The sequence below is a fragment of the Luteibacter sp. TLI7-4A genome (assembly GCF_056754745.1).
Genome location: NZ_JBPGWO010000001.1, coordinates 2,477,086 through 2,500,411 on the forward strand (window position 1 = coordinate 2,477,086; position 23,326 = coordinate 2,500,411).

Annotated in this window: 23 protein-coding genes; 14 read left to right on the forward strand and 9 right to left on the reverse strand. The window is 67.1% G+C overall.

Annotated elements, in window-relative coordinates; genetic code table 11:
• Nucleotides 1-7: 7 nt before the first annotated feature.
• From murD to ACR9Y6_RS10955, 4 genes are all read right to left on the reverse strand, one after another.
• Nucleotides 8-1,360: a UDP-N-acetylmuramoyl-L-alanine--D-glutamate ligase gene (gene murD, locus ACR9Y6_RS10940; protein WP_481281303.1), complete on the reverse strand. Its 1,353-nt coding sequence runs from the start codon at nucleotides 1,358-1,360 to the stop codon at nucleotides 8-10.
• A complete protein-coding gene (murL, locus tag ACR9Y6_RS10945; RefSeq protein ID WP_481281304.1) occupies nucleotides 1,347-2,696 on the reverse strand; it encodes a UDP-N-acetyl-alpha-D-muramoyl-L-alanyl-L-glutamate epimerase in 1,350 nt (449 codons plus the stop codon). Before murL ends, murD begins: the two co-directional genes overlap by 14 nt.
• Nucleotides 2,693-5,254, reverse strand: a complete 2,562-nt coding sequence (locus ACR9Y6_RS10950; RefSeq protein ID WP_481282719.1) for a bifunctional aspartate kinase/diaminopimelate decarboxylase — start codon at nucleotides 5,252-5,254, stop codon at nucleotides 2,693-2,695. The genes murL and ACR9Y6_RS10950 overlap by 4 nt, the downstream gene beginning before the upstream one ends.
• Nucleotides 5,255-5,391: 137 nt before the next feature.
• On the reverse strand, nucleotides 5,392-6,156 hold the full coding sequence (locus tag ACR9Y6_RS10955; RefSeq protein ID WP_481281305.1) for an RNA methyltransferase: 765 nt from the start codon (nucleotides 6,154-6,156) through the stop codon (nucleotides 5,392-5,394).
• 134 nt (nucleotides 6,157-6,290) lie between these two features.
• Between ACR9Y6_RS10955 and ACR9Y6_RS10960 the strand changes: the two genes are divergently transcribed.
• Both ACR9Y6_RS10960 and ACR9Y6_RS10965 read left to right on the forward strand, forming a co-directional pair.
• Nucleotides 6,291-7,094, forward strand: a complete 804-nt coding sequence (locus tag ACR9Y6_RS10960; RefSeq protein WP_306852055.1) for an inositol monophosphatase family protein — start codon at nucleotides 6,291-6,293, stop codon at nucleotides 7,092-7,094.
• A 138-nt stretch (nucleotides 7,095-7,232) separates the two neighbouring features.
• Nucleotides 7,233-8,276 (forward strand): metallophosphoesterase, encoded by a 1,044-nt coding sequence (locus ACR9Y6_RS10965; RefSeq protein ID WP_481281306.1) that lies wholly within the window; start codon nucleotides 7,233-7,235, stop codon nucleotides 8,274-8,276.
• Between the two features lies 1 nt (nucleotide 8,277).
• Here the strand turns inward: ACR9Y6_RS10965 and hda are convergent, their stop codons facing one another.
• Genes hda through ACR9Y6_RS10980 form a run of 3 tightly spaced genes read right to left on the reverse strand, consistent with a single transcriptional unit; the run spans nucleotide 8,278 to nucleotide 11,145 of the window.
• Nucleotides 8,278-8,973 carry a DnaA regulatory inactivator Hda gene (hda, locus tag ACR9Y6_RS10970; RefSeq protein ID WP_481281307.1) on the reverse strand — a complete coding sequence of 232 codons (696 nt, stop codon included), beginning with the start codon at nucleotides 8,971-8,973 and terminating at the stop codon, nucleotides 8,278-8,280.
• Complete coding sequence (locus ACR9Y6_RS10975; RefSeq protein WP_481281308.1) at nucleotides 8,970-10,133, reverse strand: AI-2E family transporter; 1,164 nt, start codon at nucleotides 10,131-10,133, stop codon at nucleotides 8,970-8,972. The genes hda and ACR9Y6_RS10975 overlap by 4 nt, the downstream gene beginning before the upstream one ends.
• Before the next feature lie 25 nt (nucleotides 10,134-10,158).
• Nucleotides 10,159-11,145, reverse strand: a complete 987-nt coding sequence (locus ACR9Y6_RS10980) for a DUF2066 domain-containing protein (RefSeq protein WP_426286916.1) — start codon at nucleotides 11,143-11,145, stop codon at nucleotides 10,159-10,161.
• 104 nt (nucleotides 11,146-11,249) lie between these two features.
• On the opposite strand from ACR9Y6_RS10980, the gene purM reads away from it, so the two are divergent.
• From purM to ACR9Y6_RS10995, 3 genes are all read left to right on the forward strand, one after another.
• Nucleotides 11,250-12,320 carry a phosphoribosylformylglycinamidine cyclo-ligase gene (gene purM, locus ACR9Y6_RS10985; protein WP_481281309.1) on the forward strand — a complete coding sequence of 357 codons (1,071 nt, stop codon included), beginning with the start codon at nucleotides 11,250-11,252 and terminating at the stop codon, nucleotides 12,318-12,320.
• Between the two features lie 8 nt (nucleotides 12,321-12,328).
• On the forward strand, nucleotides 12,329-12,976 hold the full coding sequence (purN, locus tag ACR9Y6_RS10990) for a phosphoribosylglycinamide formyltransferase (RefSeq protein WP_481281310.1): 648 nt from the start codon (nucleotides 12,329-12,331) through the stop codon (nucleotides 12,974-12,976).
• A 203-nt stretch (nucleotides 12,977-13,179) separates the two neighbouring features.
• On the forward strand, nucleotides 13,180-13,881 hold the full coding sequence (locus ACR9Y6_RS10995; protein WP_481281311.1) for a DUF3108 domain-containing protein: 702 nt from the start codon (nucleotides 13,180-13,182) through the stop codon (nucleotides 13,879-13,881).
• A 102-nt stretch (nucleotides 13,882-13,983) separates the two neighbouring features.
• On the opposite strand, the gene murA is transcribed toward ACR9Y6_RS10995, so the two are convergent.
• Both murA and ACR9Y6_RS11005 read right to left on the reverse strand, forming a co-directional pair.
• Complete coding sequence (gene murA / locus ACR9Y6_RS11000; RefSeq protein ID WP_371024640.1) at nucleotides 13,984-15,243, reverse strand: UDP-N-acetylglucosamine 1-carboxyvinyltransferase; 1,260 nt, start codon at nucleotides 15,241-15,243, stop codon at nucleotides 13,984-13,986.
• 57 nt (nucleotides 15,244-15,300) lie between these two features.
• A complete protein-coding gene (locus tag ACR9Y6_RS11005; RefSeq protein ID WP_306852072.1) occupies nucleotides 15,301-15,540 on the reverse strand; it encodes a BolA family protein in 240 nt (79 codons plus the stop codon).
• 176 nt (nucleotides 15,541-15,716) lie between these two features.
• Here ACR9Y6_RS11005 and ACR9Y6_RS11010 point away from each other — a divergent pair, with 176 nt between their 5' ends.
• The 9 genes from ACR9Y6_RS11010 to rapZ all read left to right on the forward strand — a co-directional run bounded on the left by ACR9Y6_RS11010 (nucleotide 15,717) and on the right by rapZ (nucleotide 23,316).
• Nucleotides 15,717-16,730, forward strand: coding sequence for a KpsF/GutQ family sugar-phosphate isomerase (locus ACR9Y6_RS11010; RefSeq protein WP_481281312.1), 1,014 nt, complete (start codon nucleotides 15,717-15,719; stop codon nucleotides 16,728-16,730).
• Nucleotides 16,731-16,785: 55 nt separating this feature from the next.
• A complete protein-coding gene (locus ACR9Y6_RS11015; RefSeq protein WP_481281313.1) occupies nucleotides 16,786-17,334 on the forward strand; it encodes a KdsC family phosphatase in 549 nt (182 codons plus the stop codon).
• Nucleotides 17,331-17,930, forward strand: coding sequence for an LPS export ABC transporter periplasmic protein LptC (lptC, locus tag ACR9Y6_RS11020; protein WP_481281314.1), 600 nt, complete (start codon nucleotides 17,331-17,333; stop codon nucleotides 17,928-17,930). Before ACR9Y6_RS11015 ends, lptC begins: the two co-directional genes overlap by 4 nt.
• A gap of 25 nt (nucleotides 17,931-17,955) precedes the next feature.
• Nucleotides 17,956-18,474 carry a lipopolysaccharide transport periplasmic protein LptA gene (gene lptA, locus ACR9Y6_RS11025; protein ID WP_481281315.1) on the forward strand — a complete coding sequence of 173 codons (519 nt, stop codon included), beginning with the start codon at nucleotides 17,956-17,958 and terminating at the stop codon, nucleotides 18,472-18,474.
• Nucleotides 18,475-18,478: 4 nt separating this feature from the next.
• A complete protein-coding gene (gene lptB / locus ACR9Y6_RS11030) occupies nucleotides 18,479-19,198 on the forward strand; it encodes an LPS export ABC transporter ATP-binding protein (RefSeq protein WP_306852081.1) in 720 nt (239 codons plus the stop codon).
• Between the two features lie 99 nt (nucleotides 19,199-19,297).
• On the forward strand, nucleotides 19,298-20,779 hold the full coding sequence (locus ACR9Y6_RS11035) for an RNA polymerase factor sigma-54 (RefSeq protein ID WP_481281316.1): 1,482 nt from the start codon (nucleotides 19,298-19,300) through the stop codon (nucleotides 20,777-20,779).
• A gap of 118 nt (nucleotides 20,780-20,897) precedes the next feature.
• Nucleotides 20,898-21,248, forward strand: a complete 351-nt coding sequence (hpf, locus tag ACR9Y6_RS11040) for a ribosome hibernation-promoting factor, HPF/YfiA family (protein ID WP_306852085.1) — start codon at nucleotides 20,898-20,900, stop codon at nucleotides 21,246-21,248.
• Nucleotides 21,249-21,463: 215 nt separating this feature from the next.
• The gene (gene hprK / locus ACR9Y6_RS11045) at nucleotides 21,464-22,414 is read left to right on the forward strand and encodes an HPr(Ser) kinase/phosphatase (protein WP_481281317.1); all 951 of its coding nucleotides are present in this window, start codon (nucleotides 21,464-21,466) and stop codon (nucleotides 22,412-22,414) included.
• A 20-nt stretch (nucleotides 22,415-22,434) separates the two neighbouring features.
• The gene (rapZ, locus tag ACR9Y6_RS11050) at nucleotides 22,435-23,316 is read left to right on the forward strand and encodes an RNase adapter RapZ (RefSeq protein WP_306852194.1); all 882 of its coding nucleotides are present in this window, start codon (nucleotides 22,435-22,437) and stop codon (nucleotides 23,314-23,316) included.
• The last annotated feature ends 10 nt before the right edge of the window (nucleotides 23,317-23,326 follow it).

The following is a 23,326-nucleotide window of genomic DNA, read 5'->3' on the forward strand; positions in this document are numbered from 1 at the left end:
GATTCCGCTAGCCGACGCCGAGGCCCTGGATGCTGGCCATGCCCGGCTCGAAACCCGCCAACTCCGCGAAGTACCGCCCACGCTCGGTGTAGTCACGAAACTGATCGAAGCTCGGCGCGCCCGGCGAGAGCAAGACGCAGCCTTCTCCACCGAGGGCGGCTCGCGCGGCGGCCACGGCGGCACCGAGGTCGGTGGCGCGATAGACGTTCGCGATACCGGCCGCCTCCAGCGCGTCCGCGATACGCGGGCCGTTACCGCCCTGGCACACGATCGCTTCCGGCTCGTGCCCGTGCATCGCTTCGACGAAGGGTGTCCAGTCCAGGCCACGATCGTGGCCGCCGACGATCAGTGCCGTGCGTTTCGCCCCCACGCTTTCCAGCGCGGCCAGGCTCGCCAGTGGCGTCGTGCTGATGGAGTCGTTGACCCAGGCGAGCCCGTCGCGCTCTCCCAGCGGCTGCAGCCGGTGCGGCAAGGGCACGAAGGTCGACAGTGCAGGCGCGGCGGCACGTGCGTCGTAACCCAGGATCTCCAGCGCGGCCAGCGCCGCGCAGGCGTTCACCGCGTTGTGCAGCCCGGGAGCGGACACCCGTCGGGCACGAATGACGTCCTCGCCGCCCCGCCGAATCCAGCCGTCCGCCACGTGCCATCCGGCGAGATCACCGAACGTGTGCAATCCCGGATGATCGGCGGCACGCGAAAGCAACGTGGGCTGTGCCGCGTTCACGAGCACCCGTTCGGACGCCGCGAGCAGCTTGAGCTTGTCGTCGACATAGCGCGCGCGTGAACCGTGCCAGTCGAGATGTTCCTCGTACAGGCTGGTCACGACGCCGAGGGATACGCCTGTGGCCTCGCCGGTCTGGAAACTCGACAGTTCGATGACCCACAGGTCGGCGCTGGCCTCGTCGAGTTCGAGCAAGGGCAAGCCGATGTTTCCCGCCAGTGCGGTACGCACGCCTAGCGAACGCGCCAGGTGGGCGAGCAAGGCGGACGTCGTGCTCTTGCCCTTGGTGCCGGTGACGGCGATGGTGCACGCGTCGCCATGCGTCGCGAACCACAACGCCGTACCCGAGGTGAAGCGCGTACCGCGTGCCTTGGCCTCCAGCAGTTCCGGCTTGTACGCGGAAATGCCGGGGGACTTGATGACGACATCGAAGGCAGCCAGCGCATCGGCATCGGGTGCGGCATCGTGCACGCGCACCGAGGGAAACGCCGCTTTTGCCGCATCCACCTCATCCGCGGCGCAATAGAGTTCGACCGCCTGGCCCGGCAGGCGCCGCGCCAGCGCATCCAGCGCCGCGCGTCCTTCCCGGCCGAACCCCCAGACGGCGACCCGCCGGCCCTCGAGGTCAGCCCAGCGCATCCAGCGCTCCGAGCAGGCGCCGCGGCACCAGATGCGACGCACCGGGCTTGAGCCAGGGATCGAGCGCCAGTTCGGAACGATCGAGCTGGGGAAGGATTTCGCGGCGGAAACGCGCGACCAGCGCATCCTCGCGCCATTCCGGCCGTTCGGCCAGGGCGGCCAGCGCGGCGCGCGCCTCGGCGCCCTCGCCAACGCACTCGAACGGCTTATGGTCCTTGTATTCCAGCAACGCATCGAACGCGCCCGCCAGCTCTTCGTCGTCGAGCAGATTCCGCCCGAAGATCGACAGCAGTCGCGGCTTGGCCATGAAGGGGGCCAGCGCCAGGAAAACGAAATGGCACTTCGGGCACTGGCCGCACCAGCGATCGGCGGGTTTCGGTCCGAGGATGCGGAAATTGCGGTTGCAACTGGAGAAGACGTTGAAATAGTCGCCACCCAGCCGCGCGAACGCGCTGGTCACGGCCAACTCCGACCAGGGCCGCAGCAGCGAGCAGTAGTCGAGATCGGCGGCGACGTGCGAGTGCAGGTAGTCGTGCAGGGTTTTCTCGAAACCGAAGCCCTTGCTCCACTGGTGGTTCACTTCCTGGCCTTCGTACTCCAGCGTGGCCACCGAGGCGGAACGCTCGTTGGCGAAGACAATGGAGTCGTAGCCATAGAGGACCGCCGCCACCACGAGGATCGCCGAGTTGATCGCGGTGACGGGGATATGCCCGTTCCACGCACCGAGACGATTCAGTTCGAACAGGCCCGGCGCCAGTTCGCGCGAGATGTTGAGCGTGGGCAGGCCCGTGCGCGCGGCGCACTCGGCGATCAGCGGCGAGTTACCCACCCAGGCGGCCGTGGCCTCGGCACCGATGGACTTGACCGCCTCGACCGCCACCACCGAATCCTTGCCACCGCCGATGGGCAGAAGCGAACGCTTCGGCAGGCCGATCGCCGACGCTGCCGCATGACGCTTGCGCTCGAACGGAAAGGCGATGCGCCCGCGAAGGTCGAGACGGTTGCGGTAGGCGAACTCGGCCAGGCCGTGCAAGTACAGCGCATCGAGCATCGACGCACCGTCTTCGTCGAGCGCCTCGCCCTCGACGACGATCGTGGCGGGAATGCCCGCCTTGTAGTAGCTGACGCCGGCGACCAGATGGAGCAGGCGCAGCGCCGCCGCGAAAGCTCCCTCGCGTTCCGCCGGCACCGACGGCGCGCCCGGGAAGGTCACGCGCTCGATCAGTTCCGGGCCTTCGTCGAAGGCATAGACCAGTTCGGCCACGCCATCGACGAACGCATGGCGGACGAAGCGAAAACGATCGCTCTGGCGTGGATCGGCAAGCGTGGCGGTCACGGCAGCAAGACCTCGTCGGCTTCGTCACGCAGGTTGTAGCGGGAGGACATCACGGCGCCATAGGCGCCACCCTGGGCGATGAGGATCACGTCGTCTTCCTTCGACTCGGGCAGGCGGCGGTCGGAACCGAGGATGTCGCCGGATTCGCAGATCGGGCCGACGACCTGATACATCGTGGTGGCGGGCTCGTCGACACGGGAGAGGTTGGCGATCTCGTGCCAGGCATCGTAGAGCGCCGGGCGGATCAGGCTGTTCATGCCGGTATCGAGGCCGAGGTAACGCACGTTGGCGCCCTTCTCCTTTTCCTGCGTGACCTTGGCCAGCAACACGCCCGCATCGGCCACCAGGTAACGGCCCGGTTCCACCCACAACTGAAACTGCGGATAGGCCTGATGCACCGAGGTAAGCACGCGGTCGAGCGCCGCCATGTCCAGCGGCGTCTCGCCAGGATGCGACGGCACGCCGAGGCCACCGCCGATATTGAGCACCGAGATCGTGCCGATGCGTTCGGCCAGCGCCGCCAGTTGCGAGTAGACCTCGCCCCAGTGCGCCGCGTCGAGGATGCCCGAGCCCAGGTGCGCGTGAAGGCCGATCACCCTTACGCCCGCCGCATCGGCCAGGCGCAGGAATCGATCCACGTGTTCGATCGGTACGCCGAACTTGCTACCGGTACCGCCGGTCTTCACTTTCTCGTGATGACCGAGGCCACGGCCGAGGTCCACCCGCAGCATGATGTCGCGCCCCGCGAACATCTCGCCCCATTGCTCGATGGGATGCAGTGCATCGATGGTGATCGTCGCCCGCGTCTGCAAGGCCGCGGCGAAATCGCGACGGGCCGCGAAGTTCGGCGTGAACAGCAGGGGTACGTCGTCCGGCACCGCGGCAGAGACCGCCGCCAGCTCGCCCGGCGAGACGCACTCGAAGGCGAAGCCTTCCTCCGCCAGCACCTTGAGGATGCCCGGATGAGTGTTCGCCTTTACGGCGTAGTGGGCGCGATCCACGGCCTTCAACGACTTCACGCGGCGAGCCTGCGCGCGCACCGTCGGCACGTGGTAGACGTAGCGTGGGGTGCGTTCCTGGGCCAGCCGCATCAAGGCGGTCCGTTCGCCCCGCCACCACGCGGCGCTCGGCAACGCCTGTTCGCCGGCACCGTAGAGCGCCTGCCAGGAGGGGCCGAAGACGACGCTGTCGTCCGTACGCAGCGCACCGGCGCCTATCAGCAGTTCGTGCAGGCGAGGCAGCATGTCATCCACCACATCCTCGTCGACGACGAAGGTCAGGTTGAGGTTGTTCGACGACTGCGAGATCAGGTGCACGCGCAACTGGCCGAACTCGGCCAGCACGCCCGACAGCTTGTGCAGCATCGAACGCATGCCGCGGCCGACAAGGGTGATGGCCGCGCAGGGCGCGATCACCTTCACCCGGCAGACGCGGGCCAGATCCGCCGCCAGCGCGGCGATCGCATCCGAATCGAGCAGGTTCTCGGTGGGATCGAGCGATACCGTGACATTGGTTTCCGCCGAACCGATCAGGTCCACCGACAGGCCGTGGCGCTTGAACGCGTCGAACACGTCGGCGAGGAAGCCGACCTGTTGCCACATGCCGACCGATTCCATCGATACCAGGGTGATGCCCTTGCGTGCGCTGATCGCCTTGATGCTCGGCGCGTGCTCGCGCACTTCCGGGCCGATCGACGTGCCTTCCAGCTCGGGCCGGTTGGTATCCTTGATCAGAAGCGGTACGCGCGGTTCGCGCAGCGGAGAAAGGCAGCGCGGGTGCAAGACCTTGGCACCGGTGGATGCGATTTCCTGCGCCTCTTCGTAGTCTAGCCGCTGCAACAGGCGCGCCCCGGCGACCTGGCGCGGGTTCGCGCTGAACATGCCGGCCACGTCCGTCCATATTTCCACGCGCGACGCCGCCAGCAGCGCACCGAAGTACGCGGCCGAGGTGTCCGAACCACCACGTCCGAGCAAGACCGTGCGGCCGGCTTCGTCCTGCGCGATGAACCCCTGCGTGATGAACACGTCGCCGCGTTCCGCGAGCGCCGCGGAAATCGCCGCATCGTGGTGCGGTTCCACCATGGCCGAGAGCAGGCGCGTGCGCTCGTTCTGGTTGGGCAACACCACCGAGCGCAGGCAGTCGCGGGCGTCGACCCAGGTCGTCGCCAGTCCGTTGGCGGAGAGGAAGGCCGCCCCGAGTGCGCTGGACATCAGCTCGCCATGCGCCTGCACGCGAGCCTGCCAGGCTAGTTCGCCCAGGTCCGCGGCGCCGGCCTCGGCGAGCAGCGCCAGGTCGGCAAGCCGCTCGCCCAGCGTTTGCGGCATCGCCAGCGACATCTCGGCGAGCAAGGCATGGTGGCGATCGGCCAGTGCGGCGGCCGCCTCCGAGCGGCGTTTGGGTTCCGTGTGCGTGCAAAGCTGTTTCAGGCCGTCGGTGATGCCGGACAGGGCCGAGACCACGATCAGCACGCGCGCGCCTTCGGCGCGGCGGCTGGCGGCCAGTTCAAGGATGTTGCGCCAACGTGCGGCGGTGGCCACGGAGGTGCCGCCGAACTTCATGACGATCCAGGGCGCGTTGAGGGGCAACGGCGCGTTTGCGTTTTCGCTCACGGGACTCTTTGGGCTGGTGGGGGAAGCGTTGGCCGGGCAAACCGGCAAATCCCCCGAAGTGTTGCGCCGCAACGGCAAAAACGCAATCAATCGCCCTTGTGCGCGATCTGGGCCATGCGCTGCGCATCCGCGAGGATGCCATGCAGGATGCGCAGCTCGCGCGGCTCGGGGCGGGCGCGCAGGAAGAGCTTGCGCAGTTTCAGCATGATCGTCGTCGGCGAGCGGCCCTTGTGGAACTCGATGTCGTCGAGTGTCTGGCCCAGGTGGGTGAAGAACCGCTCCATCTGCTCGGCATCCGCCGGCGCCTCGTCGGGGTCGACCCCGGCCACCGGCGCACGCGGTTCCTCCGCCAACAGCGCCGTACGCAGCTCGTAGGCCACCACCTGCACCGCCTGTGACAGGTTCAACGAGCTGAAATCGTCGACGCTCGGAATCCGCACCATGGCGTGGCAACGCGCCAGTTCGTCGTTTTCCAGCCCGGTTCGCTCGTTGCCGAACACCAGCGCCACCTGCTCGCCGCGGCGGGCGGCGGCGATCGCCTGGGCCGCCCCTTCGCGCGGGTCCAGTTCCGGCAGGTTCACGCCACGACGGCGGGCGGACAGGCCGAGGGCGAAGGTGGCACCCGCCAGGCCGTCGACCAGGTCGTCGTGGATCGCGGCATGGTCCAGGACATCGTCCGCCCCGGCCGCCAACGCCGTCGCCTCGGGATCCGGAAAGCGGTGCGGCGCCACCAGGGTCAGCCGGTCGAACCCCATCGTGCGGATCGCGCGCGCGGCCGAGCCGATATTCCCCGCATGGGAGGTGCGGACGAGGACGAAACGAAGGCGGTCGTGGAGATCGGAAAGGGCCATGGGTGGCGGACGATTGGCGGGGAGGACCGGAAAGTCTACAACGGCAATGACTTGGGCGAGGCGCGACAGGGTGGTAAACTCTGCGGCCGATGCGGCCTCGACCGCCTCCCACGTTCTTTTACCAAGCCGATCCCATGCCCAGACCCGCCGTCAATGTCGCGGCGCGCGCCGCGCGCTCCGCAGGAAACATCATCCTGCGCTATATGAATCGCATCGAAGGCCTTGCGGTCGTCGAAAAGCAGCGTATGGACTTCGCCTCCGAGGTCGACCGCCTCGCCGAAGCCGAGATCGTCAAGGAACTCCGCCGTGCCTATCCCACCCATGCCATCCTGGGCGAAGAGTCCGGGCAGATCGGCAAGGGGCCGCTGACCTGGGTCATCGATCCGCTCGACGGCACGCACAACTACCTGCGCGGCATCCCGCATTTCTGCGTCTCGATCGCCCTGGTCGAGAAGGGTGAGCCCGTCTATGGCGTGGTCTTCGACCCACTGCGCGACGAGTTGTTCACCGCGAGCAAGGGGGACGGCGCCTACCTCAACGATCGCCGCATCCGCGTCGGCAAGCGCGAAGGCCTTGCCGGTGCGCTGATCGCCACCGGTTATCCCTACCGGGCGCGTAACCACCTGGACGCGCAATTGGCGATGACGGCGGCACTGCTCAAGGACGCCGAAGACATCCGCCGCATGGGTTCGGCCGCGCTCGATCTCGCCTACGTGGCCGCCGGCCGCGTCGATGGTTTCTTCGAGCCCGGGCTCAACGTGTGGGATATCGCCGCGGGCGCCCTGCTCGTGCGCGAGGCCGGTGGCGTCTACGGTGATTTCGCCGGACGCGAAGGCCTGCCGGAGAGCGGCAACATCATCGCCGCCAATCACAAGGTGGCAGCCGCGATGACCGAGGTCATCGGCGCCAACGCCACGCCCCGCCTCCTCGGCGTGTAGTCGGAAGGCCAGCGCCAAGGGATAAACCCTCGCACTGGCTCCTTCCATGAGCCTACATACGCGCGTGGGCGCTGCCTCCTAATCTGTCGTTGGCGAACCGGATGTTCGCTTCCCCTACGACAGATCAAGGAAAAACCCGTGCCACTCCCCACACGAAACCCCGGCCGCCTTTCGGCCGTGCTCGCGCTCGCCCTCGCTTCGACCTGCCTGACCCCTGCCGTCACGGCCGAAGTACGCACGATGATCGTCACCTCCGATCCCCAATATCCCTGGACGGCGAAGACGGATGCCCGCATATCCCAGGACGATGCCGAACGCGACGCGGAATCCGAGGCGTTGATCGAAGAGCAGTACCGCAGCATCGTCGCCTACCGCGCGGCCCGCCCGGGGCAGGATATCCCCGTGTTCATCAATGGCGACATCACCGCCTATGGCCATGGAGCGCAGCGCGCCACGATGGAGCGCCTGCTGCGGATCCTCGGTGACAACGTGCATCTGGGGCTCGGCAATCACGACTACGAGAACAACATCCGCAACGACCAGGGCGAAGGCTGCTTCAACAACGGCTGCGCGCGGGACAGCATCACCGACCTCGTTCGCCATGTGACGAAGAAGCGGGGCGTCGTCTCGTTCGACTTCGCGGCCCAACCGGGTGCGTTCAGCACCCGCTACGTGGGCAGCCTCGCCTACGCCGTGCGCGCACCGGGACTGGACCGCGTGCTGCACATGCAACTCAACAACCACCCGACCTACGAGGTTTCGTTCGATACGACCGAGGGCATCGTCCCTGCACGGTACGAGATCGAATCCTCGGTACCATGGCTACACCACCTGCTTGGCGTACACCTGAGCGTGCCGCCCCTCGGTACCCCTTCGGATCGTGCCTATGACTTCGCCATCGTCCACATGCACGATCCCGACAATTTCAACGGCGACTTCGCCCGTACCGTTTCAGGCGTCGACGTGGCGGCCATATTCGCCGGGCATCTGCACCGTTCCCTCGGGTATTACAGGAATATCGGCAGCGTGCCGGTCTACCTCAGCGGCTCCGCTTCGCAGCGCACCTACCTGGTGGTGGAACACGACACCGACGAGGCGGTGCTTCGGGTATACGGCGTGCGCGACAACGACCCGGAGCGCAAGACGCTGATCGATACCGTGCCTACCCGGCGCGCGAGCTGACTCAGTCGTCCTTGAGCAGGTTGCGCAGGAAAGGCACCGTCACTCGCCGTTGCGCGGCGAGTGACGCGCGGTCCAGTGTATCGAGCAGGTCCAGCAAGGTACCCAGGTCGCGCGCATGATGCGCGAACAGCCAGTCCAGCACCACGTCGTCCAGTTCGATGCCACGCGCCGCGGCCTGCTCACGCAGCACGCCGCGGCGTTCCGCGTCGGCCAATGGTTTCAGCACCGCCTGGGTCAACGAGCCCAGCCTCGAACGCAGGTCGGGCAAGGCGATATCCAGCGATACCGGCGCGCCCGCCGCCGAGAACAGCAGCGTGCATCCGTCGGCACGATACCGGTTGAACGTGTCGAACAACGCATGCTCCGCGTCGTCCTCGCCGGCGATGGAATCGATGTCGTCGATCGCCAGCACGTCGCTGCCCGCCATGCCACGAATCGCCACCGCACGCGAGCCCCGCAAACCGGCCAGCGGCAGGTATTGGGCCGTGCGGCCAGCGTCGATCGCCGCCTGGCATGCCGCGATCAGCAAATGGGTACGGCCACTGCCCAGTGGACCGGCCAGGAACACCCATGGCGCGGAGTAATCCACCGCCGCGGCCCGAACGGCTTCCACTGCCACCGCGTTATCGCCTGGATGGAAGTGCTCGAAGCGCTGGCGTCGCGGCCAGCGCAATGCGAGGGGAAGCTGGGCCGTCATGGATGGCCGTCGCCGGGCAATGGAGGCTGGTCGCGCCGCGCGTTCACGGTGACGTCGACATCCACGTCGACTTCCACCTGTTCGGTGGACGCGTCCGCGGCGGGTTCCATGTAGAGGTCGCTCTCACGATACCGCGCGAAGACATAGCGCATCAGCACCACCACGACGGAAGCCGCGGGCAGTGCCAGCAGCACACCGAGGAATCCGAACAGGTGGCCGCCCGCCAGCACGGCGAAGATCACCGCCACCGGATGCAGGCCGATCTTGCCCCCGACCAGGCGCGGCACGAGCACGTAGCCTTCGAGCAACTGGCCGATGGTGAACACCACCGCGACGAGGATCACGTGCGTCCAGTCGCCGTATTGCACCAGCGCGGCGATCAACGCCGCGACGAAGCCGATCATGAAACCCAGGTAGGGGACGAAACTGAGCAGGCCCGCGACCATGCCGATCAGGGGGCCGATGGAAATGCCGACCAGGGTGAGGCCCAGTCCGTAGAACACGCCCAGCGCCAGCATCACCAGCAACTGGCCGCGGACGAAGGCGCCGAGCACCTGGTCCGATTCGCGCGACAGATGGACGACGGTCGGCTCGATCGAGCGCGGCAGCAGGCGCTGGATATGCGCGATCATCGTGTCCCAGTCGCGCAGGAGGTAGAACGCCACGACGGGAATCAGCACGGCATTGGTGATCCAGGTGACCACCCCCATGCCCGACTGGGTGACCTTTGCGACGGCCTTGGCGGCGATGCTCCCCACCGAGCCGATATGCTCGCGGATCGTCGCCAGCAGGCTGTCGGTATCGAACACGTTCGGGTCCAGCCGCAGGCGTGTCTGGATCCACGGCAAGGCCGTGCCGCGCACCCAGTCCACGTAGTGCGGGAGGTTCTCGGCGAGGTTCTCGAACTGGTGCTGGATCAGCGGGATGAGCAGGAGCACCACGCCGACGAAGACCAGCGAGATCACGGTGAACACGATGCTCACCGCCCAGGTGCGGCCCATGCCCAGCCGCTGCAGGCGATCGGCGAGCGGGTCGCCGAGGTAGGCGAGCATGGCCGCGATGGCGAACGGCATCAGCACCGGTGCCAGCAACCAGATCACGAAGATGATGACGGCGGTGATCGCAAGCAGCTGCCAGCGGCGCGAAGTGTCGTGGTTCATGCGAGTCCTGATTCGTCGTAGGAGGTCACGGGACCCAGCGCACGGCGAGGTCGGCGCCATCGTGTGCATCGGCAGCCAGTATGTGGCCACCGGCCGCATAGGCCGCCACCAGGCGTGCCAACGGCGCGCTGGCGTTCACATTGAGCAGCACCCCGTCGGCTGTGGCACCGACGGGCGCCACCGACTTGACCGAAGGATCGTTCTGGAAGGTCGCCAGCAAACCGGCGTAATCGGCCGCCGAGCGCAGGCCGGTCACCCAGACCTTGCCGCTGGAACTGCCGCCCTGAGTGGCGGCGAACTGCCGGTCGAGCTTGTCGGCCATGGCGTTCGCGCCATTGGCGAGCAGCGCGGCGCGGGCTTCGCCACTGTCTTTCCAGGTGCCGGTGCGTCCGGCGGAAACGAGGGTCCAGTCGGCCTGGTCGTCGCCGATCTTGCCGACCAGGACCATGGCGGTGTTGTACCGGCGGGCCACGGTCGCCACGGCGCCGGGATCGCCCTGGGCGATGGCCGCGGGATCGGGGAGCGAGTCGGCCTTGGGCACGACGATCTGGTAACCGCGGGTATCGGCCATCTGCGCCAACGGCACCAGGTCCTGCTGGCCGAGAAGCTTCCCGCTCGCGTCGCGGGCGATCACCAGGACGGGCGGCTTCGGCGCCGCGACCGACGCGTCGCCCACGGCCAGCACCCGCCGGATGGCGCCGGGATCGAAGACGATATCGAGGCTCAACGGGGCGCCATTGGCACCGCCGGTACGGGCGTACTGGTATTGCTGAACAAGGCCACCGGGCTGCTTCATGGCCTCCGCATAGCCGGGTTTCCCCCGGGGATCGGCCCCGTTGGAAGCACGGGCGAGCACCTGCGTGAGCCCCGTGGCGAAGGCCTGGTCGCGTACGGCGGCGCTGGTATCGGCCACCGGCACCGTCACCGTGTAGATCGACGTCTGCGCCATGGCGGAGCCGGCGCAAGCCACCACGAGGAGCATCCATAAGGCGAGGAAACGGGCTGGGCGCATGGTCGTGGCATCCCTTTGTGAAGGCGGGAAGTCTGCCCAAACCTTGGCATGGCGTCCATCCAGGGCATGTGCAGGGACCGGCCCCGCCGCCGCTTGCTGCTATCATGCGCGGTTTCCAATACGCGCCGGAACCGCTTATGTCCTCCGACCAGGGCTCCCTCACCTACCGCGACGCGGGCGTCGACATCGATGCCGGCAACGCCCTCGTCGAGCGCATCAAGCCGATGGTCAAGCGGACCTTCCGGCCCGAGGTGATGGGCGGGCTCGGTGGCTTCGGCGGGTTGTTCGACCTGTCCGGTCGCTACAAGGAGCCGGTGCTGGTCTCGGGCACGGACGGCGTGGGCACCAAGCTCAAGCTCGCCCAGCAGCTTGGCCGCCATGACACCATCGGCATCGACCTCGTCGGCATGTGCGTCAACGACGTGCTCGTGCAGGGGGCCGAACCGCTTTTCTTCCTCGACTACTTCGCCACCGGCAAGCTCGACGTCGATACGGCCGCCTCGGTCATCGGCGGCATCGCCCGCGGCTGCGAACTGGCGGGATGCGCGCTGATCGGCGGTGAAACGGCCGAGATGCCGGACATGTATCCGCCGGGCGAATACGACCTCGCCGGCTTCACCGTCGGCGCCGTGGAAAAGTCCGCGATGAACGACGGCTCGTCCATCGTCGCGGGCGACGTCGTCCTCGGCGTGGCCTCTTCCGGTCCGCATTCGAACGGCTACTCGCTGATCCGCCGGATCCTCGAGCGCGCCGGTTCGCCGCTGGACACCGAGATCGGCGGCGTGAAACTGGTCGACGCGCTGATGGCGCCCACCACGATCTACGTGAAGCCCATGCTCGACCTGATCGCGAAGGTCGACGTGCACGGCATGGCCCACGTCACCGGTGGCGGGCTGAAGGAGAACATCATCCGCGTGGTGCCCGACGGCCTCGGCCTGTCCATCGACGCCTCCTCCTGGGAGATGCCGCCGGTGTTCCAGTGGCTACAGCGCGAGGGCAACGTGGCTCCCGAGGAAATGTGGCGCACGTTCAACTGCGGCATCGGCTTCACGGTGCTGCTCGCGCACGATCAGGTAGACGCGGCGAAGGCATTGCTTGCCGGTCACGGCCTGGATACCTGGGTCATCGGTTCGGTCGTCGCCGCATCGGGCGACGAGCGCGTCCACATCGCCTGACACCTCGCGTGGAACGCCGTCTGCGCATCGCCGCGCTCGCCTCCGGGCGCGGCAGCAACCTTGCCGCGCTCATCGCCGCCCGTGACGGCGGCCGGTTGCCGGTGGACTTCACGCTCGTGGGCAGCGACAAGGCCCAGGCCGGCGCGTTGCGGATAGCCGCGGCGGCCGGCATTCCCACCGTCGCGCTGAATCCGAAGGATTACCCCACCCGTGCGGACTTCGACGCGGCGCTGTTCGGCCACGTCGCCCGGAGCGGGGCCGACCTGCTCGTCCTCGCCGGCTACATGCGGATCGTCGACGCGGGCATCGTGGCCGCATGGGAAGGCCGGGCGATCAACGTCCATCCCTCGCTGCTGCCCAAGTACCGCGGCCTGCACACGCATCGGCGCTGCCTCGAGGCGGGCGATGTGGAGCACGGTGCCAGCGTGCACTTCGTCACCGCCGAGCTCGATGGCGGTCCCGTGGTCGCCCAGGCCCGCATTCCCGTGCATCCGGGCGATACCGAGGCCGACCTCGCCGAACGCCTTCTGGTCGAGGAACACCGCTTGTTGCCCGCCGTGGTCGGCGCGATCGCCTCGGGCCGCCTGCGCTGGGATCGCGGCCCGGTGTTCGATGGCGCCCCCCTGGCACAACCGCTGGCCCTGACGGACCTCTGATACCCCCGCCAGGGGCCACCTCTCGGTGGGAGCCTCCTCCTCTGTTTGGTGGGAGCCGACCTTGTCGGCGATCCCGCGGCAGCGGGCCAGGCTATCGCTAGCACCCATCGCCGACAAGGTCGGCTCCCACCAGGCAGGTCGGCTCCCCTCGTCCCACCAGCGATGCCGCCCCGCATTCAGCCGCCCCGGCTAAACTCGGTGGCATGACGACCACGACCTTCCTTCGCGCCGGCCTCGCGCTGGCCCTCGCCCTGCCCGCCGCCGCTTTCGCCGCCGACGTGCCGCAGTCGTTCACCGCCACCTACCAGGTGCTCAAGGATGGCGGCCCGCTGGGCGAAGCCACCGTCACGCTGAAACCGGCGGGCAACGGGCAGTTCGAGTATTCGAACCAGACCAAGGGCACCTCGGGCCTCGCGGCCATGCTCGGTGCCAATGTGGCGGAGACCTCGCGCTTCACCTGGTCCGGACAGGTACCGCAGGCGGTGAGTTACCACTACCAGTTGGACGCCGCGGTGAAGTCGAAAACCCGCGACCTCACCGTGCAGGGCGGGACCGTGCAGGTGCAGGACAACAAGAAGAGCTTCAGCTATGCGGCCGTGCCGGGCATGGTCGAACGCAACACCTTGCCGCTCGCGCTCGGGCTCGCGCTACGTTCGGGCCAGCAACAGGTCGCCCTGCCCGTGGCGGTGAAGCAGGCGGTGGAGAACCAGCAGTTCAAGGTCTCGGGCAAGGAAAAGGTCACCGTGCCCGCCGGCTCGTTCGATGCCATCCGCGTGGATCGCACCGATGCGGATCGCGGCTTCAACGCATGGTATGTACCGGCGAAATTCCCGGTTCCGGTGAAGCTGGCGCAGAAGGACGGCGGCGACCTCACCATGGAACTGGTGAGGTTCGAAGGCCGCTGATCGCCGACAGGATCGGCTCCCACCAGAGCTCGCAAGCCTGGTGGGAACCGACCCTGTCGGCGATTTCAACGCCGCGATTCCAGCAGCGGCGACGTCAGGCGATCAGCTCGGCAGGCGACGAATCTTCGCGCCCAGCACGCCCAGTTTTTCCTCGATGTTCTCGTAGCCGCGATCGATGTGGTACACGCGATCGACGGTGGTGTCGCCCTCGGCGACGAGGCCGGCCAGCACCAGGCATGCCGAGGCGCGCAGGTCGGTGGCCATGATCGGCGCGCCGCTCATCTTCGGCACGCCGGTGATGATCGCGGTGTTGCCTTCGAGGCGGATGTCCGCACCCAGGCGCTGCAATTCCAGCGCATGCATGAAGCGGTTCTCGAACACCGTTTCGGTGATCACGCCAACGCCTTCGGCCACGCAGTTGAGCGCGGTGAACTGCGCCTGCATGTCGGTGGGAAACGCCGGGTAAGGCGCGGTCACCAGGTTCACGGCCTTCGGCCGGCGTCCCTGCATGTCGAGTTCGATCCAGTCCTTGCCCGTGCTGATGTGCGCGCCCGCTTCCTCGAGCTTCTGCAGCACGGCATCCATGGTGTCGGCGCGCGCGCCACGCGCGCGGACCTTGCCGCCGGTCATCGCGGCGCCGACCAGGAAGGTACCGGTCTCGATGCGATCCGGCAGGACCTCGTAGTGGGCTCCGTGCAGGCGTTCGACGCCTTCCACGATGAGCGTGGAGGTACCGATGCCGTCGATCTTCGCGCCCATCGCGATCAGGCAGTGCGCCAGGTCGACGACCTCGGGCTCCTGTGCCGCGTTCTCGATGACCGTGGTGCCTTCCGCGAGGGTGGCGGCCATCAGGATGTTTTCGGTACCGGTGACGGTGACCATGTCCATGACGATGCGCGCGCCCTTCAGGCGGCCGGCCCTCGCCTTGATGTAGCCGTTCTCCACGGTGACCTCGGCGCCGAGCGCCTGCAGGCCGCGGATGTGCTGGTCGACCGGACGCGAGCCGATGGCGCAGCCACCCGGGAGCGAGACCTCGGCCTTGCCATGCCGCGCGACCAGCGGGCCGAGCACGAGGATCGACGCACGCATGGTGCGGACGAGTTCGTACGGGGCGACGCAGGAATTCTCCGGGCGCGGGTCGATGTGCATCTTCATGCGATCGTCCAGGACCACGCGAACGCCCATGCGACCCAGCAGTTCGATGAAGGTGGTGACGTCGTGCAGGTGCGGCACGTTGCCGATGCTGACCGGTTCGTCGGCGAGCAGGCAGGAGGCGAGGATGGGCAGGACGGCGTTCTTGGCGCCGGAAATGCTCACCTCACCGTTGAGCGGCTGGCCGCCGCTGATAAGGATCTTGGCCATGGAGGGGGAATGCCTTGGGAAAGGAAACGGGCGGAGGATGGCGCCCGGCGCGCTGGTTCAGCGGCGGCCGGCGGCTTCTTCGGGTGTGAGGGTCTTCAGGCCCAGGGCGTGGATGGCACCGCCCATGAGGTCGCCGAGGGTGGCGTAAACGAGCCGGTGGCGGGCCAGGGGCAACTTGCCGGCGAACTGTTCCGAGACCACGTCGGCTTCGAAATGGACGCCGTCGTCGCCACGAACGTCTACCCGCGCGCCGGGCAGGCCGGCTTCGATCAATGCCTGGATGCGCGCAGCGTCCATGGATTCTCCGGTGATGGGGGGTCGCCGCGCCGGTGAGGGTTCCGAAACGGACCCTGAACCACCCGTCGATGGCAGCGACTATAAAATGAGAATATGTAATGGTAATGGAAATCCGGTGTCGCAGAAATGGACATCCCGGGTAACCAGGGATTGCCCCACCCGGACAATGAGGTCACATGAACGCCCGCACCGCCCCACCCGCCGACGCCCTCCATGTGAACGCAGACACCGTCATCCGTAGCGCCCGCAACGTCATCAAGACCGAGGCGGCGGCCATCCGCGCCCTGGAGGCGAAGGTCGATGCCGCCTTCGTCCAGGCCTGCCAGATGATCCTGGCCTGCAAGGGCCGGGTCGTGGTCTCGGGCATGGGCAAGTCGGGCCATATCGCGCGGAAGATCGCCGCGACGCTGGCGTCCACCGGCACCCCGTCGTTCTTCGTCCATCCCGGCGAGGCCAGCCACGGCGACCTAGGGATGATCCAGCCGGACGATATCCTGCTCGGCATCTCCTATTCGGGCGAGACCGACGAACTCCTCTACATCCTGCCGGCGATCAAGCGGCAGGGCATCGGCCTGATCTCGATCACCGGCAACCCCAGGTCGTCGCTGGCGACCCAGGCCGACCTCAACCTCGACGCCAACGTCGCCTCGGAAGCCTGCCCCCACGGCCTGGCCCCGACCGCCAGCACGACGGCCGCCCTGGTCATGGGCGACGCGCTGGCCGTGGCGCTGCTGGAGGCACGCGGCTTCACCCCGGACGATTTCGCCCGTTCGCATCCGGCCGGCAGCCTGGGCCGCCGCCTGCTCCTGCACATCGCCGACGTGATGCACTCGGGCGACGACGTACCTCGCGTGCGCCTCGAGGCCACCCTCAGCGAGGCCCTGGTCGAGATGTCGCGCAAGCACCTGGGCATGACCGCGGTGGTCGATGCGGAGAACCGCCTGCTGGGCGTGTTCACCGACGGCGACCTGCGCCGCGCGCTGGACGACGATGGCGTCGACCTGCGCAGTGCCTCGGTGGCCCAGCTCATGACCCGCGGGCCCAAGACGATCGGTTCCGACAAGCTCGCCGTCGAGGCCGCCCAATTGATGGAAAAGCACCAGATCAACGCCCTGCTGGTGGTGGATGCCGATGGCCGCGCCGTCGGCGCGCTGAACATCCACGACCTGCTTCGTGCCCGCGTCGTCTGAACGGCCGACTCCCGGTGCGTTCCCGCCGCGCCGCATCATCCCCATATAGCGAACCATGGCCTACACCCATTACACCGAGATTCCCGCCGATGTGGCCGAGCGCGCCTCCCGCGTGCGCGTGGTCGTGTTCGACGTCGATGGCACGCTCACCGACGGGCGCCTCTGGTACGCCGAGGACGGTCGGGAGACCAAGGTCTTCCACGTGCACGACGGACTGGGCCTGAAGGCACTGCAGCGCAACGGCGTGAAGGTCGCGATCATCACGGCCCGGATCAGCCATCCCGTGTCGCTGCGCGCCGAGGAACTGGGTATCGCCCACGTCTACCAAGGCCAGAAGGACAAGCGCGCCTGCCTGGCCGGCCTGCTGGAGGCGTTGCGCCTGGCGCCGGAGGAATCCGCCTTCGTCGGCGACGACCTGCCCGACCTCCCGGCCATGGGTATCGCCGGACTCGCCGTGGCCACCGCCAATGCCCATCCCTGGGTGGTCGAGCGTGCCCATTGGCGCACGCGCCTGTCCGGTGGATATGGCGCCGCCCGCGAAGTGGCCGACATGATCCTCGCCGCCCAGGGCAAGGCCGAGGCAGAGAGGGATCGCTGGCTGTGAGCGCGTTCAACCTGCTGAAGGACCGCGGTGCGACGGGCACGGCCGGCATCCTCGCCGTCGTCCTCGGCGCCAGCGTATTGCTTTACTACTGGGCGGCGCCGGAGAAGAAGGTCCAGGACTTCGTGGGCCCGCCACGTTCCGGCTACGTGCTGACCAATTTCGACCTCGATTCATACAACGAGGAAGGCAAGCCCGCATTCAAGCTGATCGCGCCGCACCTCGAGCGGCGCGAGGGCGACGATTCGCTCTACATCAACGCTCCGGATTTCGTCCTTCCCTCGACCAAGGAGGCCGACATCCCGCCGTGGAAGGGCCACTCCCAGTACGGGTGGGTGAACAAGGACGGCAGCCTGCTCAAGCTGCAAGGCAAGGTCCACATGGAGCGGCCGGCCTTCGGCACCACCCAGGCCGCCAGCATCGACACCTCCGAAGTCACCGCGTGGCCCAAGGAGAACCGCCTGGAGACGGCCGAGGCGGCGCGGATCGTGCAGGGAAGCTCTACAATGGATGGCGTTGGCATGCGCGCCAATCTCGACACCAAGCACCTGGAGCTCCTCGATGCAGTCCATAGCACGTACCTGCCGCGCAAGCGCTAAGGCCGCCCTGTTCGCGGTGCTCGGCATGGCACTCGTGGCCAGCCTGCCCGTCGTGGCGAAGCAATCCGACCGCAACGAGCCGGTCGACGTCCATTCGAAGTCGTTCGACGGTTCGCAGCAACCGGCCGGCAAGGTGATCTGGACCACCAACGTGATCCTCACCCAGGGCACGCTGAAGATCACCGGCGACAAGGCCACCGGCTATCTGGATGCCGACAACAACATCACCCGCGTGGTGGTCGACGGCAAGCCGGCCACCATTCACCAGCTCGACGAGCAGAACGAACCGATGGACGGCCAGGCGCTGAACATCGACTACAAGGTCGACCAGGACTTCGCCGTCCTCACGGGCAATGCCAAGGTCAAGCAGCCGGCCAAGGGCAGCGCCGAAGGCGACAAGCTCACCTACAACACCAAGGACAGCACGATGACCGGCGAGAGCAATGGCGCCGCCCCCGTGCACATGACCTTCCAGCCGAAGAACAAGCCGGCCGCCGCCCCGGCGACGCCCGCGACGCCGGCACCCGACACGAAGAAGCCCTGACCCGATGCTTTCAGCCCAAGGCCTGCAGAAGCGCTTCCGCGCGCGCCAGGTGGTTCGCGATTTCGCCTTTTCCATCCGTGAAGGCGAGGTGGTCGGCCTGCTCGGCCCCAACGGCGCCGGCAAGACCACCTGCTTCTACATGGTGGTGGGCCTCATCCAGGCCGACGCCGGCTCCATCAAGCTCGATCAGCAAGACATCACCGGACTGCCGATGCATGCCCGCGCCAAGCTGGGTATCGGCTATCTCCCGCAGGAGGCCTCGGTGTTCCGGCGACTCAGCGTGTCGGACAACATCCTGGCCGTGCTGGAATTGCGTGAAGGCATGACCCAGAAGCAGCGCGAGGACGAGTTGGAGAGCCTGCTGGACGAGTTGAAGATCTCGCATATCGCCGAGCAAAAAGGCATCAGCCTGTCCGGCGGCGAACGCCGCCGCGTGGAGATCGCCCGCGCCCTCGCCGCGCGTCCCCGCTACATGCTGCTCGACGAACCGTTCGCGGGCGTCGATCCCATCTCGGTGGGCGAGATCCAGCGCATCGTCCGCCACCTGAAGGAGCGCGGGATCGGCGTGCTGATCACCGATCACAATGTGCGCGAGACCCTCGGCATCTGTGACCGCGCGTACATCCTGAACGACGGAGAGGTACTTTCCCGCGGCACGCCTCAGCACATCCTCGCCGATGAAAAGGTACGGGAAGTGTATCTGGGCCGTGAATTCCGAATCTGACGGCGCCCGTCTTCCCTTCGCGAAGCCGTCTCCGCGCGCCGCTGGTTTGCGGGGCCCGTAAGGGGTTACGATGGATCGGGAACCCCAAGCGTCGCAGGCATGAAACCCGGACTCCAGTTTCGCCTCCATCAGCAGCTCACGCTGACGCCGCAGTTGCAGCAGGCCATCCGCCTTCTGCAACTGTCACAGCTTGAGCTCGAGGCCGAACTCCGCCAGATCGCGGAAAGCAACCCCTTGCTCGAGTTCGCGGAAGACGCCGAGTCCGAAACGGAGCCGGCCGCGGAAGACGGCTATGAGGCTCCGGAATTCCCCTCGCGAGAAGACATCCCGGTCAAGGCGTCGAAGGAGGACGAGGAATCCACCGTCACGCCGTCGGAGGAACTCGCGCCGGAATGGGACGATGACCGGTTCCACGGCGAGGCCGGCGACTACGCCGGTGCATCTTCCCGCAGCGGCGGTCTCGACGAGGATGGTTTCGAGCCGCAGAACGCCGCGCCGGAAAGCCTCCAGCAACACCTGGAGTGGCAGCTCAACCTGTCGCAGTTCTCGCCCCGCGACCACGCCATCGCCACCGCGATCATCCACGCGCTCGATGAGGACGGTTACCTGCATGACGGCGTGGAAGCGGTGGAAGCCGCCTTGCCCGCCGAGTTGCATGCGACCGCCGGGGAGATCGAGGCCGTTCGCCAGCGCGTGCAACGTTTCGATCCCACGGGTATCGCCAGCCTCGACCTGCGCGACTGCCTGTTCTGCCAGCTTTCCCAGTTCTCGCTCGACACCCCGCATCGCGAACTCGCGATCCGCATCGTGAACGAGGAACTGGAACTGCTGGCGCGCAACGACACCGCCAAGATCGCCCGTCGGCTCAAGGCACCCGAGGCCCACGTGGCCGCCGCGGCGAGCCTCATACGCAGCCTCGACCCCCGTCCCGGCGCCGCGCTGGATGCCACGCCCGTCGAATACGTGGCACCCGACGTCTACGCCCGACGCGAGAACGGGCGCTGGCAGGTCAGCCTCAATCCCGACTCCCAGCCCCGGCTGGGTCTCAACCAGCACTATTGCAACCTCATCGCGCGGGCCCGAGGCGACGACGCCACCTGGATGAAGGGGCAGCTGCAGGAAGCACGCTGGCTGCTCAAGAGCCTGCAGTCCAGGGCCGAGACCTTGCAGAAGGTGGCCGATGTGATCGTCCGTCGGCAAAGCGCGTTCCTCGACTACGGCCCCGAGGCCATGCACCCGCTGGTATTGCGCGAAGTGGCCGAGGAAGTGGGCATGCACGAGTCCACGATCTCCCGGGTGACCACGCGCAAATACATGCATACGCCGCGTGGCACCTTCGAATTGAAACATTTCTTCTCCAGCGGCGTGGCCACCGAGGACGGTGGCACCGCGTCCGCCACCGCGATCCAGGCCATGCTGCGCAAGCTCATCATGGCCGAGGACGCGCGTCGGCCCCTGTCCGACCAGGCACTGGCGGAGGAACTGCATCGACGCGGTATTCAGGTGGCACGACGTACGGTGGCCAAGTACCGCGAAGCCATGCGCATCCCGAGTTCCAGCGAACGCGTCCGCGCCAGTTGACGCGAACGGAACCCCATCGGAGGTCTACGGTCCCATAGGTTCAAGGCTAGAGGAACGGCACCTCGCCGTTCCGATCTCGTCGCCACAAGGCGACACCCTCAGCAAGAAGGAGGCGTCAATGCAAATCCAGATCAGCGGCCAGCACATCCATATCACCCCCGCCCTGCGTGAGCGCGTGGAACAGCAAGTCGGCCGCTTCGAACGCCTTTTCGACAACATCAAAGCCCTCGACGTGGTCCTTTCCGTCGACAAGAACGAGCACAAGGCCGGCGGCACCCTGCATTGCGCGGGTACGCGCCTGCACGCCGACGGTATTGCCCGCCTCGAAGACGACAACAAGAACGACACGATGTACACGGCGATCGACGCGATGATCGCCAAGCTGGCCGACCAGCTGAAGAAGCACAAGGAAAAACTGAAAGACCACCACAATCACGAGGTCCGTGACGGACGCGTCGCCAGCAGCTGAGGTCCGATTCCCCGGGTGGGAAGCGCGCTGGCGGGTGGGAAAGCGCGCTGGCGCGCGAACAGCCTTGCCGCAAGCCCCATCGCGGCCCAGGCCGCTTCCCACCTTCAAAGGCACAACAAGCCCCCTCACGGCCGGCCGCTCCCAACCCTTGTGGCACAATATACGAGCAAGCCGGCCGCCCGCGTGCCGGCTTTTCTCTTCAAGGGACCCAAAGCGTGGACCGGCTTACCGCCAGACAACTCTTCGACGGGGTACACGAGCGCATGGCCTTGCGCTGGGCCGCCGGCATGCGTGGGGAATCACGCGTGCTCGAGCCCAACGCCAAGCAGAGCCGGCGTCCCTCGCTGGTCGGCTACCTCAATGTGATCTACCCCAACAAGGTGCAGATCATCGGTACCGAGGAACTCAACTTCCTCGACGGGCTCGATTCGCGCCAGCGCTGGGAAGTCATCCACAAGATCGCCGCCTACCAGCCCGCCGCCCTGATCGTCACCAAGGAACAGTCCATCCCCGCCGACCTGCGCGAGGTGGCCGAGGAAACGGACACGCCGCTGTGGCAGAGCACCAAGCGCGGCCATGAACTGCTCACCTACCTGCAATACCACCTGGCCCGTACCCTGGCGCCACGGGTCACCCTGCACGGCGTGTTCCTGGAAGTTTTCTCCATCGGCGTGCTGATCACCGGCGAGCCCGCCTCGGGCAAGAGCGAACTGGCCCTGGAACTGATCAGCCGAGGCCATCGCCTGGTCGCCGACGATGCCACCGAATTCACCCTCATCGCCCCCGACGTCATCGACGGCGCCTGCCCCGAGTTGCTGCAGGACCTCCTGGAGGTGCGCGGCCTGGGCGTGTTGAACATCCGGGAGATGTTCGGCCACACCGCGGTGAAACCGTCCAAGTACCTGCGCCTGGTCGTCCACCTCAAGCCGCTGCGCGAAGGCGAGGACACCGACGCCATGACCCGTCTCACCGGCGATGTCAGCCGGCGCAACGTGCTCGATGTCGACGTGCCCAAGATCACCATTCCCGTCGCGCCGGGCCGCAACCTGGCGGTGCTGGTCGAGGCCGCGGTGCGCAACCATGTGCTGAAGGCCAAGGGCATCGACCCGGCGCAGACCTTCATCGACCGCCAGGCGCACCAGATGCGCCGCTTCTCCCCGTGGTGACCGCCGTGAGCGACGAAGTCATGAGCCCTATCGTCGATCCCGATGCCATCCACCTCGTGGTGCTTACCGGCATGTCCGGTGGCGGCAAGACCGTCGCCCTGCGTGCGCTGGAAGACCTCGAGTTCTATTGCGTCGACAACATGCCGGCGGAACTGATCCCGCAGCTGGTCGCCGCCGTCAGCCAGGGCGAGCACGGGCCGCGCAAGCGCATCGCCGTGGGCGTGGACGTGCGTAACCGCCGTGTCGACCTCTCGCGCATGCCGCACGTGCTGTCGGAGCTGTCTTCCGCCGGCGTGCACGTGCACCTGATCTTCCTCGACAGCCGTGACGATGTCCTCATCAAGCGGTACTCCGAGACGCGCCGCCGCCATCCCCTGGCGGCCGAGAAGCTGTCGCTGGCCGATTCCATCGCCCAGGAACGAAAGCTGCTTCGCCCGCTGGTCTCGATCGCGGAGAAGGTCATCGACTCCAGCGACCTGAACGTGCACCAGCTGCGCCGCCTGTTCGCCACCGGCTACGCCGCCGCCTCCGACGGCACGACGCTACTGTTCGAGTCCTTCGCCTACCGGCGCGGACTCCCTTCCGATGCCGATTTCGTCTTCGATGCGCGCTGCCTGCCCAACCCCCACTGGGACCCGCGGCTGCGCCCGTTCTCGGGCAAGGACCTCCCCGTCCGGGAATTCCTCGACGCGAACCCCCTGGTAGGCGAATACTATGCCGACGTCGCCCGCTGGCTCGACACCTGGTTGCCGCGCTTCGAGGGCGAGGATCGAAGCTATGTCACGGTCTCCATCGGCTGCACCGGCGGTCGCCACCGTTCGGTATACCTGGTGGAGAAACTGGCCCAGCATTTCCGCTCGGAACGCGGCAACGTACTGACTTTCCATCGCGAGCTCGAGTGACCATGACCCA

Excerpts from the sequence above, each read along its gene's own strand:
- murA (WP_371024640.1), bottom strand. The coding sequence starts at position 15,243 with ATGGCCAAGATCCTTATCAGCGGCGGCCAGCCGCTCAACGGTGAGGTG.
- lptB (WP_306852081.1), top strand. The coding sequence starts at position 18,479 with ATGCTTTCAGCCCAAGGCCTGCAGAAGCGCTTCCGCGCGCGCCAGGTG.
- murD (WP_481281303.1), bottom strand. The coding sequence starts at position 1,360 with ATGCGCTGGGCTGACCTCGAGGGCCGGCGGGTCGCCGTCTGGGGGTTC.
- hda (WP_481281307.1), bottom strand. The coding sequence starts at position 8,973 with ATGACGGCCCAGCTTCCCCTCGCATTGCGCTGGCCGCGACGCCAGCGC.
- ACR9Y6_RS10960 (WP_306852055.1), top strand. The coding sequence starts at position 6,291 with ATGCCCAGACCCGCCGTCAATGTCGCGGCGCGCGCCGCGCGCTCCGCA.
- ACR9Y6_RS10950 (WP_481282719.1), bottom strand. The coding sequence starts at position 5,254 with ATGAAGTTCGGCGGCACCTCCGTGGCCACCGCCGCACGTTGGCGCAAC.
- ACR9Y6_RS10975 (WP_481281308.1), bottom strand. The coding sequence starts at position 10,133 with ATGAACCACGACACTTCGCGCCGCTGGCAGCTGCTTGCGATCACCGCC.
- rapZ (WP_306852194.1), top strand. The coding sequence starts at position 22,435 with ATGAGCCCTATCGTCGATCCCGATGCCATCCACCTCGTGGTGCTTACC.
- hpf (WP_306852085.1), top strand. The coding sequence starts at position 20,898 with ATGCAAATCCAGATCAGCGGCCAGCACATCCATATCACCCCCGCCCTG.
- ACR9Y6_RS11015 (WP_481281313.1), top strand. The coding sequence starts at position 16,786 with ATGGCCTACACCCATTACACCGAGATTCCCGCCGATGTGGCCGAGCGC.
- ACR9Y6_RS11010 (WP_481281312.1), top strand. The coding sequence starts at position 15,717 with ATGAACGCCCGCACCGCCCCACCCGCCGACGCCCTCCATGTGAACGCA.
- ACR9Y6_RS10955 (WP_481281305.1), bottom strand. The coding sequence starts at position 6,156 with ATGGCCCTTTCCGATCTCCACGACCGCCTTCGTTTCGTCCTCGTCCGC.
- ACR9Y6_RS10980 (WP_426286916.1), bottom strand. The coding sequence starts at position 11,145 with ATGCGCCCAGCCCGTTTCCTCGCCTTATGGATGCTCCTCGTGGTGGCT.
- ACR9Y6_RS11005 (WP_306852072.1), bottom strand. The coding sequence starts at position 15,540 with ATGGACGCTGCGCGCATCCAGGCATTGATCGAAGCCGGCCTGCCCGGC.
- lptA (WP_481281315.1), top strand. The coding sequence starts at position 17,956 with ATGGCACTCGTGGCCAGCCTGCCCGTCGTGGCGAAGCAATCCGACCGC.
- ACR9Y6_RS10995 (WP_481281311.1), top strand. The coding sequence starts at position 13,180 with ATGACGACCACGACCTTCCTTCGCGCCGGCCTCGCGCTGGCCCTCGCC.
- purM (WP_481281309.1), top strand. The coding sequence starts at position 11,250 with ATGCGCGGTTTCCAATACGCGCCGGAACCGCTTATGTCCTCCGACCAG.
- ACR9Y6_RS11035 (WP_481281316.1), top strand. The coding sequence starts at position 19,298 with ATGAAACCCGGACTCCAGTTTCGCCTCCATCAGCAGCTCACGCTGACG.